This window comes from Cupriavidus sp. UYPR2.512, from assembly GCF_000379565.1.
In the GTDB taxonomy this organism is placed as follows: domain Bacteria; phylum Pseudomonadota; class Gammaproteobacteria; order Burkholderiales; family Burkholderiaceae; genus Cupriavidus.
This window is the reverse complement of record NZ_KB903162.1, coordinates 116716-131969: the sequence shown is the minus strand read 5'-3', so window position 1 is coordinate 131969 and position 15254 is coordinate 116716. Positions and strand designations below refer to the sequence as shown.

The following is a 15254-nucleotide window of genomic DNA, read 5'->3' as shown; positions in this document are numbered from 1 at the left end:
CCATGTCCAACCCATTCACCCGCCGCCGTTTTGGCGCGCTTGCCGTCGGCAGCATCGCCATGACGCTGCCGATCGGATGCGTCATGGCCCAGGCCGCTACCATCAGGCTGAAGTACGGCACCGCGTTTCCGGCGGACCACCCGGGCACGCTGCGCATCGTGGAAGCTGCGCAGGCCATCCGCAAGGACACCGGTGGCAAGGTCGACCTGCAGATCTATCCAAACAGCCAGCTCGGCAGCGAGCCGGACATGGTGTCGCAGACGCTTGCCGGCGCGCTCGACTTCATGTCGACGGCCAGCACCAACCTGCAGACGCGGGTGCCGGCCGCCAGCATCAACGGCATCCCTTTTGCCTTCAAGGACTACGCCACTGTGTGGTCCGCCATGGACGGCGACCTGGGTGCCTATGTGCGCGGCTTGCTCCGCAAGGTGAACCTGCATGTGTTCGAGAAAAGCCTGGACAACGGCTATCGCAACATCACGTCGGCAAGCCGGCCAGTGAATACGCCCGCGGACCTGAAGGGTTTCAAGATCCGCGTTCCGGCGATTCCGCTGTGGGTATCCATGTTCAAGGCGTTGGGGGCGGCGCCGACGGTCATACCGTTTGCCGATCTCTATTCAGCGCTGCAGACCCGGGTGGTCGATGGCCAGGAGACGCCGCTAGGACTGATCCGAAGCGGCAAGCTCTATGAAGTGCAGAAATTCTGTTCGCTTACCGGGCATACCTGGGATGGCCATTTTATTTTCGGCAATGCGAAGAAGTTCCAGGCGCTGCCTGGGGAAGTGCAGGCAGCGCTCACCACCCACTTTACCGCTGCGGCACTGAAGCAGCGCGAGGACATCGCACGCGTCAATGCCGAAGCGCAGGTGGAGATGGCTCGCTACGGCGTCATCTTTAACCGGCCGGATCCGGCACCATTCCGCGACCTGCTGCAAAGCGCGGGCTTTTACACGGAATGGCGCAGGAAGTACGGCGAGGACGCGTGGTCGGCGCTGGAAAAGTACACCGGCCGGCTGACCTAAGGGCCTCGGGGCCTGAATGAACCCGCACGCAACAGGAGACATCGATGCAGCACACTGCGGAACCCCTGGCCACGCCTGCCGCCTGTATTCCACTGACCGCCGGAGGCCGCTGGACCCGGTTCCTCGCCGGCATGGTGGAATTACCGGCGGCGCTGATCGTGCTGGCCGAAATTCTGATCCTTGGGGGCGGGGCCTTCGCGCGCTACGCGCTGCACGCCCCAATCCCGTGGACGGAGGAACTGGCCAGCATTCTCTTCGTCTGGCTGGCGATGCTTGGCGCCATCATTGCGCTGCATCGCAGCGCGCACATGCAACTCACCACCTTCATCAAGGACCTGTCGCCCGCAACGCGCGCCTGGGTGGACGCCTTCGGCATGTGGCTGGTGATGGTGTTCCTGCTGTTGCTGGCCTGGCCTGCGTGGGAGCACCTGACCGAACATCTGGATGTATCGACGCCAACGCTGGAGGTAAGCGAAGCCTGGCGTGCCAGCGCGGTCCTGGTCGGGGCCGTGCTGATGCTGCTGACGGCAGCCGCGCAACTGCTCCAACGGTCGAGCCGAAAGCAGGTGGCGCTCAGTGGCCTGCTGGTGGCTGCCGGCGGCGGATTGCTGTACCTGCTGTCGCCCGTACTGATGGGGTTGGGCAATGCCAACCTGGTGATCTTTTTCCTGCTGATGCTGGTCCTGTGCGTGGCCATCGGCGTGCCCATCGCCTTTGCCTTTGGCTTGTCCACGCTGTGCTACCTGGCGTTGTCGACGGCAACGCCCCTGTCTATCATCCCCAACCGCATGCAGGAGGGCATGTCTCACCTGATCCTGCTGGCGGTGCCGCTGTTCATCTTCCTGGGCGGGCTGATCGAGATGACCGGCCTGGCGCGCGCGATGATCAACTTCCTCGCCAACCTGATCGGCCACCTTCGCGGCGGGTTGCAGTATGTGCTGCTTGGGGCGATGTACATTGTCTCAGGCATCTCCGGCTCCAAGGCGGCGGACATGGCCGCGGTGGCGCCGGCGCTGTTCCCGGAGATGAAGCAGCGCGGCGCGAAGGACGGTGACCTGATCGGGCTGCTGTCGGCATCGGGTGCGATGTCTGAAACCATTCCGCCGAGCATCGTGCTGATCACCGTTGGCTCGGTGACCGGTGTGTCGATCACCGCGCTGTTTGTCGGCGGGCTGATGCCCGCGGTGGTCGGGCTGGTGATGATGGCGTGCGTGGTCTGGTGGCAGACGCGCAAGGAAGACATGGGCGGCACGGTGCGGCCGTCGCGCACGGCGCTGCTGAGATCCCTGCTGGTGGCGCTGCCCGCGCTGGCATTGCCGGTGATTATCCGCACCGCCGTGGTGGAGGGCGTGGCCACGGCGACGGAGGTGTCGACCATCGGCATCTTCTACACGGTGCTGGCCGGGGTGCTGGTGTACCGGCAGTTTGACTTACGCAAGATCTATCCGATGCTGCTCGATACTGCGGCGCTGTCGGGGGCGATCCTGCTGATTGTCGGCTGCGCCACCACCATGGCCTGGGCGCTGACGCAGTCAGGCTTTGCGCAAGACCTGGTGACGATCCTGTCGACGGTGCCGGGCGGCAAGCTTGGCTTCCTGCTGGTATCCGCGCTGGCGTTCGTGATCCTGGGCAGCCTGCTGGAAGGCATCCCGGCGATCGTGCTGTTCGGGCCCTTGCTGTTCCCCATCGCCAGACTGGTCGGCGTGCATGAGGTGCACTACGCCATGGTGGTGATCTTTGCGATGGGGCTGGGCCTGTTTGCGCCGCCCTTTGGCGTGGGCTTCTATGCCGCCTGTGCGATCGGGCGCGTTTCGCCGGACGTGGCGATGCCGCGGGTCTGGCCCCATATGGCGGCACTTTTCATTGCGCTGTTGTTGCTGACGCTGGTGCCGTGGTTTTCGGTGGGATTTCTGTGAGGGCTTTGCGCGGCTCGCCTGCTAGGCGGCAAGCCGCAGGCGGCCTCGGAAACGGGAAGGCTATCTCCTCGTGGTATAGGCACAGCATGGTTGCATCGCCTTTTAATAATGTCACTACATTGAAGTTGCTGGGAGTGTCATCATGACGATCACAACCCTATCGAGCCGAGAACTCAATCAGGACGTGACAGGAGCCGAGAGGGCGTCGAAGGACGGTCCGGTCTTCATCATGGACCGCGGAAAACCGGCGCATGTGCTGTTGAGCTTCGAGGGATATCAGAGGCTTACCCAGCAGGGTCGCAATATTGCAGACGCACTCGCGATGCCAGGAACTGACGACATCGAGTTCAATCCGCCACGTGCCAACACCAAATTCCGCCCCGCTGATCTCACATGATGCTCGTACTCGATACCAATGTCGTTTCCGAACTGCGCAAGGTCCGAGGCGGTAAGGCTGATGCAAACGTTGCAGCGTGGTGGAAGCCGGTGTCTTGCAAATCGAGCGGCGGAATGCGAGCCTGGGCAGCGATGGTGCGGGCGTGGCTGGACCACTATGTATTGCCCGAATTCGCAGGCCGCGTTTTGCCCATTGATACCGCCGTGGCCCTGCGTTGCGCTCGGCTGCATGTACCAGACCGGCAATCGGAGCGGGATGCGTTGATTGCCGCCACAGCAATCGTGCACGGTATGACCGTCGTTACACGGAATGTCGCCGACTTCATGGCAACTGGCGTCAGCATCCTAAACCCTTGGGAGGCTTGATCGTGAGTCGCCGTCGTTTCTCAGTTGCCGAACCTATAGAAGTTCTCGCCCCTGAGTCGGCAGCCGGCGGTGAAGGCGCTTTTCGCGCGCATCGAGTCTTATGCCGCAATGCCTTCGTCACTGCCTTGTGACTCTACCTTAGATGCCCACCCGGATTTTGCCGCGCGTAGCACGATCTTTTGCTTCTCCGCGCGCTCGACTGCGTTGATGCGTTCAATGACTGACGCAATAGGGGCACTGCCTTCTGCGCGCGCCAGGTAAAGCAGGCGCACGAGTTTGTCGGCCCACCTTGGCAACTTGCCAGTCTTCTCCCAACGTGCAACGGCCTGCTCATTGTTCCCCAGCAGTTTCGACAGACCGGCCTGCGATTGCATCAAGCCGGCGCTGCGGATGTAGCGGAATTCGGTACCGCTCAGGGGGGATGGCTTCTTCGCCAGGGCGAGGCAGATGGCGACGCAAAGGCCGTCCAGATCTTTGATCGATACGCCTTTGCCGTGAAGCGTGTTCTGGATTTCGTATCCATTGGCCAGCCACACGTTTTTGAGGCCGCCGGCAGTGTAGTGGTACATCTTCCTTACCCATTATTTTGATTGTTCGACGATTAGCATGGTGTTGTTTCCCGGGTAGTCGCTCTTGACTAGCGTGGGCTGTTTCGCCGGCGTAGCCGGCGACTTACTCTTTTGTCCGAGCGACAAAAGAGTAAGCAGAAAAACGCGTCGCCTATGCGGCTGGCAATCCATTGCACGGCGTTGGTAGTTCCCGCGGCGGTGATTTTCGTTCGATGTGGTTGCCCGTTCGAGCCTGCTACGCCATGTGAGTGTGTGGCAGTGCCTGCGTTAACCCACTATTGAACAATCCCCATGCAGGGCGTAGGCCGCCTGCTGCCAGCCGCATCTCGGGGACGCCTACGGCTGCTGCGCCGGCCCTAAGCAGAGCGACCGACCACTTCCTAATAGCGTTGGGTTCGGCTCATCCGCGACCACGCGGTGCGAGCGCAGCGATGCACTCCGTGCCCGTGCCTCCGACCTGAGATGCTGCGTGCGCGCAGCGCAGCCGAAGGCGTCCCCCCGATGGCGGTCTTAGCAGGCTGCCAACAACCTAAAGTCGGGTTCGTCCAATAGTCCGTCGACGCAGGCACCAGACAGGGAGCGTAGCTGGCTCGAACCACCAATCACATCAGCGGAAATCACCACCGCTCGAACCACCAACGCCGTGCAATTTATTGCCAGCCGCTCAGGCGACGCGTTTTTTGGTTACTTTTTGGCGCTCGGCCAAAAAGTGACTCGCCGGCTACGCCGGCGAAACAGCCCACGCCCGTCAAGCACGTCACCCAACCGCAATGCCGACCACATCAGGAAGCAGGCAACTCCTCCTCCAACACCCGCTCCAACTGCGCCTTCACCAACCCGAGCAAGCAAAACGCCCCAAAGCACCCCTCCCACCATTCGCTCTGCTGTTCCAGCAGTGCAAGCACCCCGTCAATACCCGCTGCCACCGCCAAAAGACTGTACCGCGCTGAGGATAGATCGATTTCCGACATAGGACCTCCTATCGTTGGATGAAGGTCCGCCGCGCGACACCAGAGGAGGGCGGCGGGCCTGACGACGAGGGTGGAAACCGGTGCCAAAGCCAATGCCGGTCAGCCTCGCGGCTGCCTCGCCCGGCCCGCCATAGCAGGATGGCTTGCGCGTATGGGCGGGACCGATCGTCAAGTACGACCGGTCCGGCTTTGGCATTCGAGTTTCCACACTCGGTCACCGTTGTTCGATGACAGCCTCAGTCTCCCGCTTCACGGCGCGCGACGCGATAGGACACTTCGCATTCCCATACAGACGCGGCATCCTGCCCGAGAGGCGCGCGCCAGCAAATCGCAAAACGCCTAAACCTGCCCTCAATCCACCAGCGTTGCCAATGCCTCCCGCGCTTCCCGGCGCAGCTTCTCCAGATCAAGACCAACGATCTCGCCATCGCGCACCACCTGCCGCCCACGAACCAGCACATCCCGCACCGGTGTAGGCTCGCCAGCCGCCACCGGCGCCGTGCCGATGTCATGGAATCCATGGAACCGCAGCCCACTGACGTCATAGATCGCCAAGTCAGCCGACTGCCCCGGTGCCAGCGTGCCGATCCCCGGCAGCCCCAGCACCTGCGCACCGCCCGCGGTGCCCCAGTGGATGACTTCCTCCACGCGGGTTTGTGCGGCCCCCCCCAGCGCCCGGTGCACCAGCCACGCGAAATTGGCCTCATGCACCATGCTGCCCGATTCATTGGACGCCACCCCATCGACGCCTAGTGAAATCGGCACGCCCGCATCCGCCATCGCCCGCACCGGCGCAATACCGCTGCCCAGTCGCGCATTGCTGACGGGGCAGTGCGCCATGCCGGTGTTGGTCACGGCGAGCATGCGAATCTCTTCGGGATTCACGGTGACCAGGTGGGCGAACCAGACATCGGGCCCCAGCCAGTCATGGTCGGCCACGAACTGCACCGGCGTGCACTGGTACTTCTCTCGGCAGAACTTCACGTAGTTGTCGGTCTCGGACAGGTGCGAATGCAGCCGCAGGTCCATGCCGCGACCGAAGGCGGCCAGCTCGCGCAGCAGTGCGGGCGGCAGCGAGAAGGTTGGCGTGGTCGGCGCGACCACCACGCGCCGCAGGCCATCTGCGCAGGCGTCGTGGTAGCGCGCCTTCAGCCGTTCGATATCGGCCAGCATTTCGTCCAGCGTCTCCGGCACCAGTGCGGTCGCGCGCATGCCCGGATGATCGGAGGCCGACTGGATGGCGCCGCCGCGGCACAGCACCAGGCGCATGCCAAGCTCTTCCGCTACCTCGAACAGCACGTCGCCGGTCTCCGCGCCGTGGCCGTGATGGTAGAGGTAGTGATGATCGGCGCAGGTGGTGGTGCCGGACAGCAGCAGCTCGGCCATGCCAAGCCGCACGGCGATGCGGAAGATCTCCGGCGTGAAGCGCGCCAGGCGCGGGTAGGCAACGGAGGCCAGCCATTGCTCCAGCCCCACGTTCATGCCGCTAGGCACGGCCTTCAGCAGGTTCTGGAACAGGTGGTGGTGGGTGTTGACCCAGCCCGGGTAGACCACGCAGCCGGTGGCGTCGAGCACGGCTTCGCCGCCTTGGCGCGGCAGGGCTGCACCGATCTCGGCGATGCGGCCGCCGCGGATGCGGATGTCGGCGGCGCCAGCGCGGGCAGCATGGCCGGTGTGGCCGGTCATGACGGCGGCGGCGTTGCGGATCAGCAGGCCGCCGGCGGGCGCGGCGCTGGTGGCGTTGGTGTTCTGCACCATGTTTCAGACCCCTTGGACGTTGTCGGCACTGGCGGGCAGCTCGTCGGCTTCACGCGCGGGCACGCCGTTGAGAATCAGGTTGAGGACCACGGAGACCACGCAGGCGATGATCACACTGCTGTGGACAAAGGGCTGCAGGAAGCCGGGCAGTTTCTCCAGCATGCCGGGCAGCATCACCGGCATCATCGCGCAGCCAAGCGTGATGGAGACGATGGAGAGGTTGTTGGGATTGCGGTCGTATTCGACCTCGCCCAGCGTCTTGATGCCGGCGGCGACGACCACGCCGAACATCACCATGGTGGCGCCGCCCAGCGCCGCGGCCGGGATCGATGCAAACAGCGCGCCGATCTTGGGCACCAGCGCCACGGCACACAGCATCACGCCGCAGGTGGCGACCACCCAGCGGCTGCGCACCCCGGTGACGATGACCAGCCCCACGTTCTCCATGAAGGCTATATACGGGAACGCCGCGAACATGCCGCCGATGGCGCTGGCTAGCCCGTTGGCGCGCAGGCCGCGGGTGGCATCGCGCTCAGTCAGGGGGCGCTTGACGATGTCGCCGACGGCGATGAACAGGCCCATCGATTCCACCATCTGCACCACCATCACGATCACCATGGTGGTGATGGCGCCCACGTTGAAGGTGGGCATGCCGAAGGCAAACGGCGTCACCATGGTGAACCATGGCGCGCGCGCGACTTCGTCGAAGCTGCCCATGCCCAGCATCCACGCCACGGCGCCGCCGACCAGCAGGCCGATCACCACCGACAGGTTGCGGACCAGCTCGCTGCCGTGCCGGTTGATAAAGAGGATCAGCGCCACCACGCCGAAGGCGACGATAAAAAAGATGGGGGCGCCGAACTCCGGCGCGCCCCTTCCGCCTCCAAACCAGTGAAACGAAACCGGGAACAGCGACAGGCCCACCGCGGTGATGGTGCAGCCGCTGACCACTGGCGGGAAAAAGCGCTTGAGCTTGCCGATGACGGGCGCGAGGAACATCGCGATCACGCCTGCGGCGATGATGGCGCCGCAGACGCCGTTGAAGCCCAGCGATGGATCGGTGCCGATGGCGATGACCGGACCCACGGAGCTGAACGCCACGCCTTGCATCAGCGGCAGGCGCACCCCGAACTTCCAGAAGCCGACGGTCTGCAGCAGGGTGGCGATGCCGGAGGTGAACAGGGCAGTGCTGATCAGCATGGTGGTCTGCGCCGGCGACATCTTGAGCGCGCCGGCCACGATCATCGGCACCGCAATGGCGCCGAGATAACTGACCAGCATGTGCTGGAAGCCGAGCGACGCCATGGCGCGTGCCGGCAGGATCTGGTCGACGGGGTGAACCGCTGCTTGCATGATGTTGTCTCCTGCCGCGTGCTGGGGAAGTGCGCCATGCCGGCGGCGGCTGGGCCGGTCTGTGGTTGCCGGGCTCGGTCCGTCATAGCGTTATTGCGAAGGCCCTGGCACGGGGCCGCAATCGCGCTCGCAAAATGCGCGCCCGGGGCATCAGGGGTTTCCCTTGGGTTGCGTGAGGGCGGGGGTGGTCATAGGATGGATGCGCATGTTCCTCGCTGTCCGGATGCTCCGGAAGCGCAGTGTTTCGCCGGTTCTTTCAACCTTTTTCCCAACGCCATGTCACCCACCGCAGGATGGTTTGCTGCAGCCTCCCGCTCGCCAGTCAGCCGCGGCGGTGACCTGGATCGCATCCAGTCGCTGTCCGGGCGCGTGTTCGGCCCGACGCGGCTGCGTGCGGCGGAAGCCGATGCGGCGCTCGATGCCCGTATCGACACCAGCACCATCGGCCGGCTGACGCTGGTGACCATCGCCTACAACCAGGCGGTGCAGATCGAGCCGCAGCCGAACAAGGATGAGTTCGTGATCCAGACCGTGCTGGCGGGCACCTGCCGCGTGGAGACCCCGCGCGGTGCGATGCTGATGCCGCCGGGTGCGACCTTTGTGTTCTCGCCCACCGTGCCGGCCACGTTGTCGCTGGACCCGGGCTGCGAACGCTTCAGCGTGGTGATCCGCCGGCAGTTGATTGACGAGGCGTTCCGCCAGCAGTTCAGCTTCGAGCCACCGGTGCCGATTGAGTTCGACATGCAGCCGGTGGCGGACGATGGCCGTGCCGAGCGCTGGCAGGCACTGGTGAGCTACCTGCGCGCGGAAACGCGGGTGCGGCGCGAAGGCGGCGGCGTGCCGGCGGTGGATGGCAGTATCGAGCGCATCGTGCTCTCGACACTGCTGCTCGACCGCTTTGCCGCGGATGGCGATATGTTGCCGCGCCGGTTCGAGGCGGTGCTGCCGGACTATGTGCGCAATGCCATCGCCTACCTGCGCGCCAACCTTGACCAGCCGCTGACGCTGGAGCAGATCGCCGCACATTGCGGTGTATCGGCGCGCAGCTTGCAGCTGGGCTTTCGCAAGAACAAGAACACCACGCCGATGGAGTACCTGCGTCTGCTGCGCCTGCATGGCGCCCGCGCCGATCTGCAGCGGGCGCGGCAAGAGAAGGGGATGGTCAGCGCGATCGCGCTGCGGCACGGCTTTACGCACCTGAGCCTGTTCTCGCGCGAGTACCGGCGCGAGTTCGGCGAGTTGCCGTCGCAGACCTTGCGGGCGGCGGTGCAGCAGGACTGACGGCAAGTCAGCCTCTGCTGCTGTTCAGTACGGAATCAGGCTGCCTGGGCCACGGGCAGGCAGACCTTCAGCAGCGTCTGCAAGCGCAGCTTGTCGAGGTGGCGGCCGATGAACACGAACTTGCTTTGCGCGGCTTCCGATCCCCAGGCATCGGCGGGATGGAAATCCATCAGCCGGTGCACCGCCTGCAGCACGTAGCGCCGGTCATCGCCCTCCACCGCCACGATCCCCTTCATCCGGAACACATCGTCGCCTTGCGCCGCGAGCAGGGCCTTCAGGCCGTGCTCCAGGCGCTGGCGGTCGAACGGCTGGTCGAACACCAGCGATACGGACGTGACCGACGGATCGTGGCGGTGGCCATGCGCGTCGTCATCGTGCACGTGGTCGCAATGCTCGTTGCACACATGGTCGTGATGGTCGTGGTCGTGCGCATGATCGCGGTGGTCATCGTGCGCGTCTGCCTGGATCGTGCCCGTAGTAAAGCCGCCGATGCCGAGGATCTTGCCCAGGTCCACCTGCGCAAAGTTGGAGCGCAGGATCTGCGCGCCCTCGTTCAGGCGGTGAATGCGGGCCGCGAGCCGGTCGAGCTGCGCGGCGTCGACCAGATCGGTCTTGTTGAGGATCACGCGGTCGGCAGCGACGATCTGGTCGACCGCCTGGTTGTCGAAGCCGGTCAGCTGCGGGTCGTCGAGATGGCTTTCGATATGCACCGCGTCGACCAGCGTCAGGATGCCGTCGAGTGTGACCTGCCTGGCGACTTCGTTGTCCATGAAAAAGGTCGCCGCCACCGGGGTCGGGTCGGCCAGGCCGCTGGTCTCCACCAGGATATGGTCGAAGCGCTCGGGCCGCTCCAGCAGCTTCTGCAGGATGCGCACGAGGTCGGTGCGCACATCGACCACGCAGCAGATGCAGCCGTTGGTCATCTGGTAGATCTCCTCGTCCGAGGTCATCACCAGGTCGGAATCGACATCGACCTCGCCGAACTCGTTCTCGATCACCGCGATGCGGTGGCCGTGCTTCTGCGTCAGGATGTGGTTGAGCAGCGTCGTCTTGCCCGAGCCGAGGAAGCCGGTAAGGATGGTGACCGGGACGGGCGGCTGTTGTGCGACGGCAGGTGCGTTCATGTTGTCTCCTGATTCTTACCGGATTGGGTACTGCGTTCCCCGCTGTCGCGAGGCGAAAGTCTTCTTCTCAAGCGGTGGCCACGTTGGGCCGCAAGCCTTTCCAGCGTTCCACCAGCCCGTCGTGCGGCACGTCGAACAGGTCCAGCACGCGTCCCACGGTGTGGTTGACGATGTCGTCCACTGACTGCGGATGCGCGTAGAACGCCGGCACCGGCGGCAGCACGATGGCGCCCATCTCGGTCACCGTGGTCATGTTGCGCAGGTGCACCAAATGGAACGGCGTCTCGCGCGCCAGCAGCACCAGCCGGCGCCGCTCCTTGAGCATCACGTCGGCCGCGCGGGTGACGAGGTTGTCGGCAAGCCCGGTGGCGATGGCGGCCAGCGTGCGCATCGAGCACGGCGCCACCACCATGCCATCACAGCGGAACGAGCCGCTGGCGATGGTGGCGCCGATATCGCGCACGTTGTGCACCACGTCGGCCATGGTTTCGATCTGCGGGCGCTGCAGGCCCAGCTCATGGTGCGCGGTCAGCAGGCCGGACGGCGAGCAGACCAGGTGGGTCTCCCAGCCGCCCAGCGCCGAAAGGGCTTGCAGGACGCGCACGCCGTACACCGCGCCGCTGGCGCCGGTGATGGCGACCACCAGGCGTTGCTTGCGGGTCATGGGTTGGCGCCTTCCTTTGCGGCCTTCTCCGCCAGTGCCTGCAGCACTTGCTCCGGCTTGATCGGGTAGTGCCGGAAGCGCACGCCGATGGCGTCGAACACCGCATTGGCAATCGCCGGCCCGATCGCGACGATCGGGTCTTCGCCCACGCCCTTGGCGCCGAACGGGCCGCCGGGGTCCGGTGCCGCTTCGAGGATCACGGTGCGGATCTCCGGCATGTCCATCGCCAGCGGCATCTTGTAGTCGACGAAGTTGGCGTTGAGCGAGCGGCCGGTGCGCATATCGATCTGGTAATCCTCATACAGCGTATGGCCGATGCCTTGCTGGATGCCGCCCTCGATCTGACCGGCGGCAGCCACCGGGTGGATGACTTTGCCGACGTCATGCACCGGCACCACCTGCTGCACGGTGATGAATCCGGTTTCGGTATCGACCGCCACCTCGACAAAATGCGCGGCGAATGAATACGACTTGGTCGGGTGATAGGTGGCGGTGCCCACCAGCTGCGCGGCGGGAATGCCCTTGCGCGGCATCACCGCCTCGCGCACGGTCAGCGTGGGGCCGTCGCGGTCGCGCACGGCAATCACGCCGGCCGTCAGCGTCAGCGCTTCGGTCTCGCACTCCATCAGCTTCGCGGCGCGCTCGAACAACTGGCGCTTGATCTCGCCTGCCGCCATCTGCGCGGCCTTGCCGACCATATAGGTGGTGTGGCTGGCAAAGGCGCCAATGTCCCAGGGAACGACGTCGGTGTCGCCGTGCACGACTGATACCGCTTCAAACGGCAGGGACAGTTCCTCTGCAACGATCTGCGCGAGGGCGGTATGCGCGCCGGTACCCAGCCCGGCCGCGCCGGTCAGCAGAACCACTGTCCCATCCTCATTCATCTTGATGATGGCGTTGCCTTGTTCCTTGATGCCGGGATAGGCACTGCTGCCGTGCATCTCGCAGCCCAGGCCCCAGCCGGTGCGGAGCGGGCCGCTGGTAGCGCGCGGGCGCTGGCGCAGCGCGGGCCAGTCGACCAGCTCCATGCCCTTCTCGATGCAGGCCTCCAGGCCGTGCCCGATCAGCGGATGGTTGGACGGTGCAATATCGCCTTCGCGCACGGCATTCTTCAGCTTCAGTTCGGCGGGATCGATGCCGAGGTGCGCGGCGGCCTCGTCCATCTGCACGTCGAGCGCGTAGTAGGTCTGCACCACGCCATAGCCGCGAAACGCGCCGGCGATCGGGCTGTTGGTGTAGACGCAGCGGCCTTCGAGCAGCACGTTGTCGCAGCGGTACAGCGAGACCATGGCGGCGGTGCCGACGTTGGTCACGCCGGGGCCGTGCGAGCCATAGGCGCCGGAGTTGAACACCACTTTGGCCTGGCGCGCGGTGATGGTGCCGTCGTTGCGAAAGCCTTGCCTGAGCCAGATCCTGGCCGGATGGCGCGTGCGGCCGCCGAGGAAGGTTTCCTCGCGCGTGTATTCCATGCGCACCGGGCGGCGCGTCTCGCGCGCCAGCAGCGCGCACAGGAACTCCTGCTGGAACAGGTCCTGCTTGGCGCCGAAGCCGCCGCCCATGTGGTCGACCAGCACGCGCACCTTGTGCAGCGGCAGGCCCAGCACCTCGGCCATGATGCCGCGCACCATGAAGGCGGTCTGGGTGGAGATCCACACCGTCAGGTTGCCGTTGCCGTCCCAGCTGGTGGTGCAGACGTTGGGCTCCATATAGGCGGGGGTGGGGCGGCCGCCTTCGTAGAGGCCTTCGAGGATGAAGTCCGCCTCGGCAAAGCCGGCCTCTACGTCCCCGCGCTTGATGATCACCGGCGGCAGCACCAGGTTGCCGCCGGGTTCGCGGTCGTGAATGCGCGGGGCATCGGAGCGCTCGGCGTCCTCGGTGGTGAAGACGGCGGGCAGCGTTTCGTATTCGACTTCGATCAGTTCCACCGCGCGCTCGGCGATCTCTTCGCTGATGGCGGCCACCGCGGCCACGCCTTCGCCCCAGTAGCGCACCTTGTCGTCCAGGATGTACTGGTCGCAGGTCACCGAGGCGGAGCGCGGGTGCGGCGAGCCGGCGTGCAGCACGCGCGGCACGTTCTCATGGGTCAGCACGGCCTTGACGCCCGGCAATGCCAGCGCACGCGAGGTGTCGATGCCGCGGATCCTCGCATGTGCGACGTTGCAACGCTTCATCTTGCCGAACAGCAGGCCGGGGAAGGGCATGTCGGCGACGTATCTGGCGTTGCCGGTGACCTTGTCGAGCAGGTCGGTGCGCTTGACGCTGTGTCCGATCACGGCGTGGGTCATCATGCCTCCTCGCTGGCGCGGACCTTGCAGCCCGCGGGGTCCATGGCCTCGGCGGTCTTCTCGATGGCCTCGATGATCTTGGTGTAGCCGGTGCAGCGGCAGATATTGCCGGCAATGGCAAAGCGGATTTCGTCGCGCGTGGGGTGCGGGTTCTCATCCAGCAGCGCCTTGGCCATCACCACGAAGCCCGGCGTGCAGAAGCCGCACTGCGCGGCGCCGCACTGCATGAACTGCTCCTGGATCGGGTGCACGGTGTCGGGGGCGGGCTGCACGCCTTCGATGGTGGTGATGTGGCAGCCGTGCGCCTCGGGTGCCAGCACCAGGCACGAGTTCATCGGCTGGCCATCGATGATGACGGTGCAGGAGCCGCACTCGCCCACGTCGCAGCCCTTCTTGGTGCCGGTCAGGCCGGCGTCGTTGCGCAGGGCGTCGAGCAGCGTGCCGTGCGGTTCCACCGCCAGTTCGCGCGGCTCGCCGTTGATGACGAGTTCGATTATTTTTCGCATGTCGCGGCCTCCAGGGCTTGTTCGAGAGCGCGGCGGGTCAGCACGCTGACCATTTGCCGGCGGTATGCTTCGCTGGCGCGCACGTCGCTGATGGGACGTGCCTCACCCATGGCGGCATGCGCGGCCTGCAGGATCAGCGCGTCGGTCACGCGCTGGCCGCGCAGCATCTGCTCGGCACGCACGGCACGAACCGGGGTGGGGCCGACCGCTGCCAGCACGATGCCCACGTCGGCGCAGTGGCCGCTATCGACCGTCAGCGATACCGCCACGCCGACGGTGGCCAGTTCCATCTGCACGCGGCGGCCATGCTTGAGGTAGACCTTGCCGGTGCGGGGGCGCGGAGCCGGCACGGTGATGCGGGTGACGATCTCGTCCGGCGCGATGGCGGTCTTGCCGACGCCGGTGACAAAGTCCTCCACGCGCAGCTCGCGTGAGCCGGAGAGGCCGTACAGGTGCACCGAGGCGCCATCCGCCACCAGCGGCGCGATCGAATCGGCGGACGGCGACGCGCGGCAGACGTTGCCCACCACGGTGGCGCGATGGCGCACCTGGATCGACGCGAAGTCCGTCACGGCTTTCGCCAGGCTGGCGTAGTGGCGCTGCACGAAGCCCGAGGTCTCCACCGCGCGCGTGGTCACCAGCGCGCCGATGCGCAGGCCATTGACGGGGTCGAACGTGAGCACGTCCATGCCCGGGATCTTCTTGATGTTGATCACCTGCTCGGGCTTGCGCACGGACTCCTTGATCTGCACCAGCAGGTCCGTGCCGCCGGCCAGCACGCTGGCCTTGCCGCCGCACCGGTGCAGCATGGCCGAGGCTTCTGCCAGCGTTGCCGGTTCGAAGTATTCAAACGCTCTCATTGCTCCTCCTGGTCTGTGCCATCGGCGGCGTCTGCCTGGGCTGTGGGGCGCGCACCGTTGCAATCATCATGGGCGGACGGTCTTCATCGGTAAAGACCCGGAAATGGATTAATTGATCGTGTTACCCTCTGAATCAGACGCGCCGGCCGGACCCAGGCAAAGCAAGCGCGCACCCCGATATCC

At 65.3% G+C, this 15254-nt stretch carries 13 protein-coding genes and 1 pseudogene; 5 read left to right on the top strand and 9 right to left on the bottom strand.

What is annotated here, in order from left to right; all coding sequences use genetic code 11:
- Positions 1-2: 2 nt before the first annotated feature.
- From A3A5_RS0128555 to A3A5_RS0128540, 4 genes and pseudogenes are all read left to right on the top strand, one after another.
- A complete protein-coding gene (locus A3A5_RS0128555) occupies positions 3-1022 on the top strand; it encodes a TRAP transporter substrate-binding protein (protein WP_018313885.1) in 1020 nt (339 codons plus the stop codon).
- A gap of 44 nt (positions 1023-1066) precedes the next feature.
- Positions 1067-2938: a TRAP transporter large permease subunit gene (locus A3A5_RS0128550; protein WP_018313884.1), complete on the top strand. Its 1872-nt coding sequence runs from the start codon at positions 1067-1069 to the stop codon at positions 2936-2938.
- 142 nt (positions 2939-3080) lie between these two features.
- Positions 3081-3335, top strand: a complete 255-nt coding sequence (locus A3A5_RS0128545; protein ID WP_018313883.1) for a prevent-host-death protein — start codon at positions 3081-3083, stop codon at positions 3333-3335.
- Positions 3332-3700: pseudogene (locus tag A3A5_RS0128540) on the top strand (type II toxin-antitoxin system VapC family toxin). The gene A3A5_RS0128545 and the pseudogene A3A5_RS0128540 overlap by 4 nt, the downstream one beginning before the upstream one ends.
- Positions 3701-3798: 98 nt before the next feature.
- On the opposite strand, the gene A3A5_RS39480 reads toward A3A5_RS0128540, so the two are convergent.
- The 4 genes from A3A5_RS39480 to A3A5_RS0128520 form a co-directional block, all read right to left on the bottom strand.
- On the bottom strand, positions 3799-4269 hold the full coding sequence (locus tag A3A5_RS39480) for a hypothetical protein (RefSeq protein ID WP_018313881.1): 471 nt from the start codon (positions 4267-4269) through the stop codon (positions 3799-3801).
- A gap of 782 nt (positions 4270-5051) precedes the next feature.
- Positions 5052-5240 (bottom strand): DUF1484 family protein, encoded by a 189-nt coding sequence (locus A3A5_RS0128530; RefSeq protein ID WP_018313880.1) that lies wholly within the window; start codon positions 5238-5240, stop codon positions 5052-5054.
- Positions 5241-5591: 351 nt separating this feature from the next.
- A complete protein-coding gene (locus A3A5_RS0128525; RefSeq protein ID WP_018313879.1) occupies positions 5592-6998 on the bottom strand; it encodes an amidohydrolase family protein in 1407 nt (468 codons plus the stop codon).
- Between the two features lie 3 nt (positions 6999-7001).
- Positions 7002-8351, bottom strand: coding sequence for a nucleobase:cation symporter-2 family protein (locus A3A5_RS0128520; protein WP_018313878.1), 1350 nt, complete (start codon positions 8349-8351; stop codon positions 7002-7004).
- A gap of 276 nt (positions 8352-8627) precedes the next feature.
- Between A3A5_RS0128520 and A3A5_RS0128515 the strand changes: the two genes are divergently transcribed.
- Positions 8628-9632, top strand: coding sequence for an AraC family transcriptional regulator (locus A3A5_RS0128515; protein WP_018313877.1), 1005 nt, complete (start codon positions 8628-8630; stop codon positions 9630-9632).
- Between the two features lie 35 nt (positions 9633-9667).
- On the opposite strand, the gene A3A5_RS0128510 is transcribed toward A3A5_RS0128515, so the two are convergent.
- From A3A5_RS0128510 to A3A5_RS0128490, 5 genes are all read right to left on the bottom strand, one after another.
- Positions 9668-10756 carry a GTP-binding protein gene (locus A3A5_RS0128510; protein WP_018313876.1) on the bottom strand — a complete coding sequence of 363 codons (1089 nt, stop codon included), beginning with the start codon at positions 10754-10756 and terminating at the stop codon, positions 9668-9670.
- A gap of 67 nt (positions 10757-10823) precedes the next feature.
- Complete coding sequence (locus tag A3A5_RS0128505; protein ID WP_018313875.1) at positions 10824-11420, bottom strand: UbiX family flavin prenyltransferase; 597 nt, start codon at positions 11418-11420, stop codon at positions 10824-10826.
- On the bottom strand, positions 11417-13705 hold the full coding sequence (locus A3A5_RS0128500; protein ID WP_018313874.1) for a molybdopterin cofactor-binding domain-containing protein: 2289 nt from the start codon (positions 13703-13705) through the stop codon (positions 11417-11419). Before A3A5_RS0128500 ends, A3A5_RS0128505 begins: the two co-directional genes overlap by 4 nt.
- Positions 13705-14211, bottom strand: a complete 507-nt coding sequence (locus A3A5_RS0128495; protein ID WP_018313873.1) for a (2Fe-2S)-binding protein — start codon at positions 14209-14211, stop codon at positions 13705-13707. The genes A3A5_RS0128500 and A3A5_RS0128495 overlap by 1 nt, the downstream gene beginning before the upstream one ends.
- Positions 14199-15071, bottom strand: coding sequence for a xanthine dehydrogenase family protein subunit M (locus A3A5_RS0128490; RefSeq protein WP_018313872.1), 873 nt, complete (start codon positions 15069-15071; stop codon positions 14199-14201). The genes A3A5_RS0128495 and A3A5_RS0128490 overlap by 13 nt, the downstream gene beginning before the upstream one ends.
- Positions 15072-15254: the final 183 nt, after the last annotated feature.

Coding starts and splice junctions, on each gene's coding strand:
- A3A5_RS0128550 (WP_018313884.1), top strand. CDS start 1,067: ATGCAGCACACTGCGGAACCCCTGGCCACGCCTGCCGCCTGTATTCCA.
- A3A5_RS0128525 (WP_018313879.1), bottom strand. CDS start 6,998: ATGGTGCAGAACACCAACGCCACCAGCGCCGCGCCCGCCGGCGGCCTG.
- A3A5_RS0128505 (WP_018313875.1), bottom strand. CDS start 11,420: ATGACCCGCAAGCAACGCCTGGTGGTCGCCATCACCGGCGCCAGCGGC.
- A3A5_RS39480 (WP_018313881.1), bottom strand. CDS start 4,269: ATGTACCACTACACTGCCGGCGGCCTCAAAAACGTGTGGCTGGCCAAT.
- A3A5_RS0128530 (WP_018313880.1), bottom strand. CDS start 5,240: ATGTCGGAAATCGATCTATCCTCAGCGCGGTACAGTCTTTTGGCGGTG.
- A3A5_RS0128545 (WP_018313883.1), top strand. CDS start 3,081: ATGACGATCACAACCCTATCGAGCCGAGAACTCAATCAGGACGTGACA.
- A3A5_RS0128520 (WP_018313878.1), bottom strand. CDS start 8,351: ATGCAAGCAGCGGTTCACCCCGTCGACCAGATCCTGCCGGCACGCGCC.
- A3A5_RS0128510 (WP_018313876.1), bottom strand. CDS start 10,756: ATGAACGCACCTGCCGTCGCACAACAGCCGCCCGTCCCGGTCACCATC.
- A3A5_RS0128515 (WP_018313877.1), top strand. CDS start 8,628: ATGTCACCCACCGCAGGATGGTTTGCTGCAGCCTCCCGCTCGCCAGTC.
- A3A5_RS0128500 (WP_018313874.1), bottom strand. CDS start 13,705: ATGACCCACGCCGTGATCGGACACAGCGTCAAGCGCACCGACCTGCTC.
- A3A5_RS0128495 (WP_018313873.1), bottom strand. CDS start 14,211: ATGCGAAAAATAATCGAACTCGTCATCAACGGCGAGCCGCGCGAACTG.
- A3A5_RS0128555 (WP_018313885.1), top strand. CDS start 3: ATGTCCAACCCATTCACCCGCCGCCGTTTTGGCGCGCTTGCCGTCGGC.
- A3A5_RS0128490 (WP_018313872.1), bottom strand. CDS start 15,071: ATGAGAGCGTTTGAATACTTCGAACCGGCAACGCTGGCAGAAGCCTCG.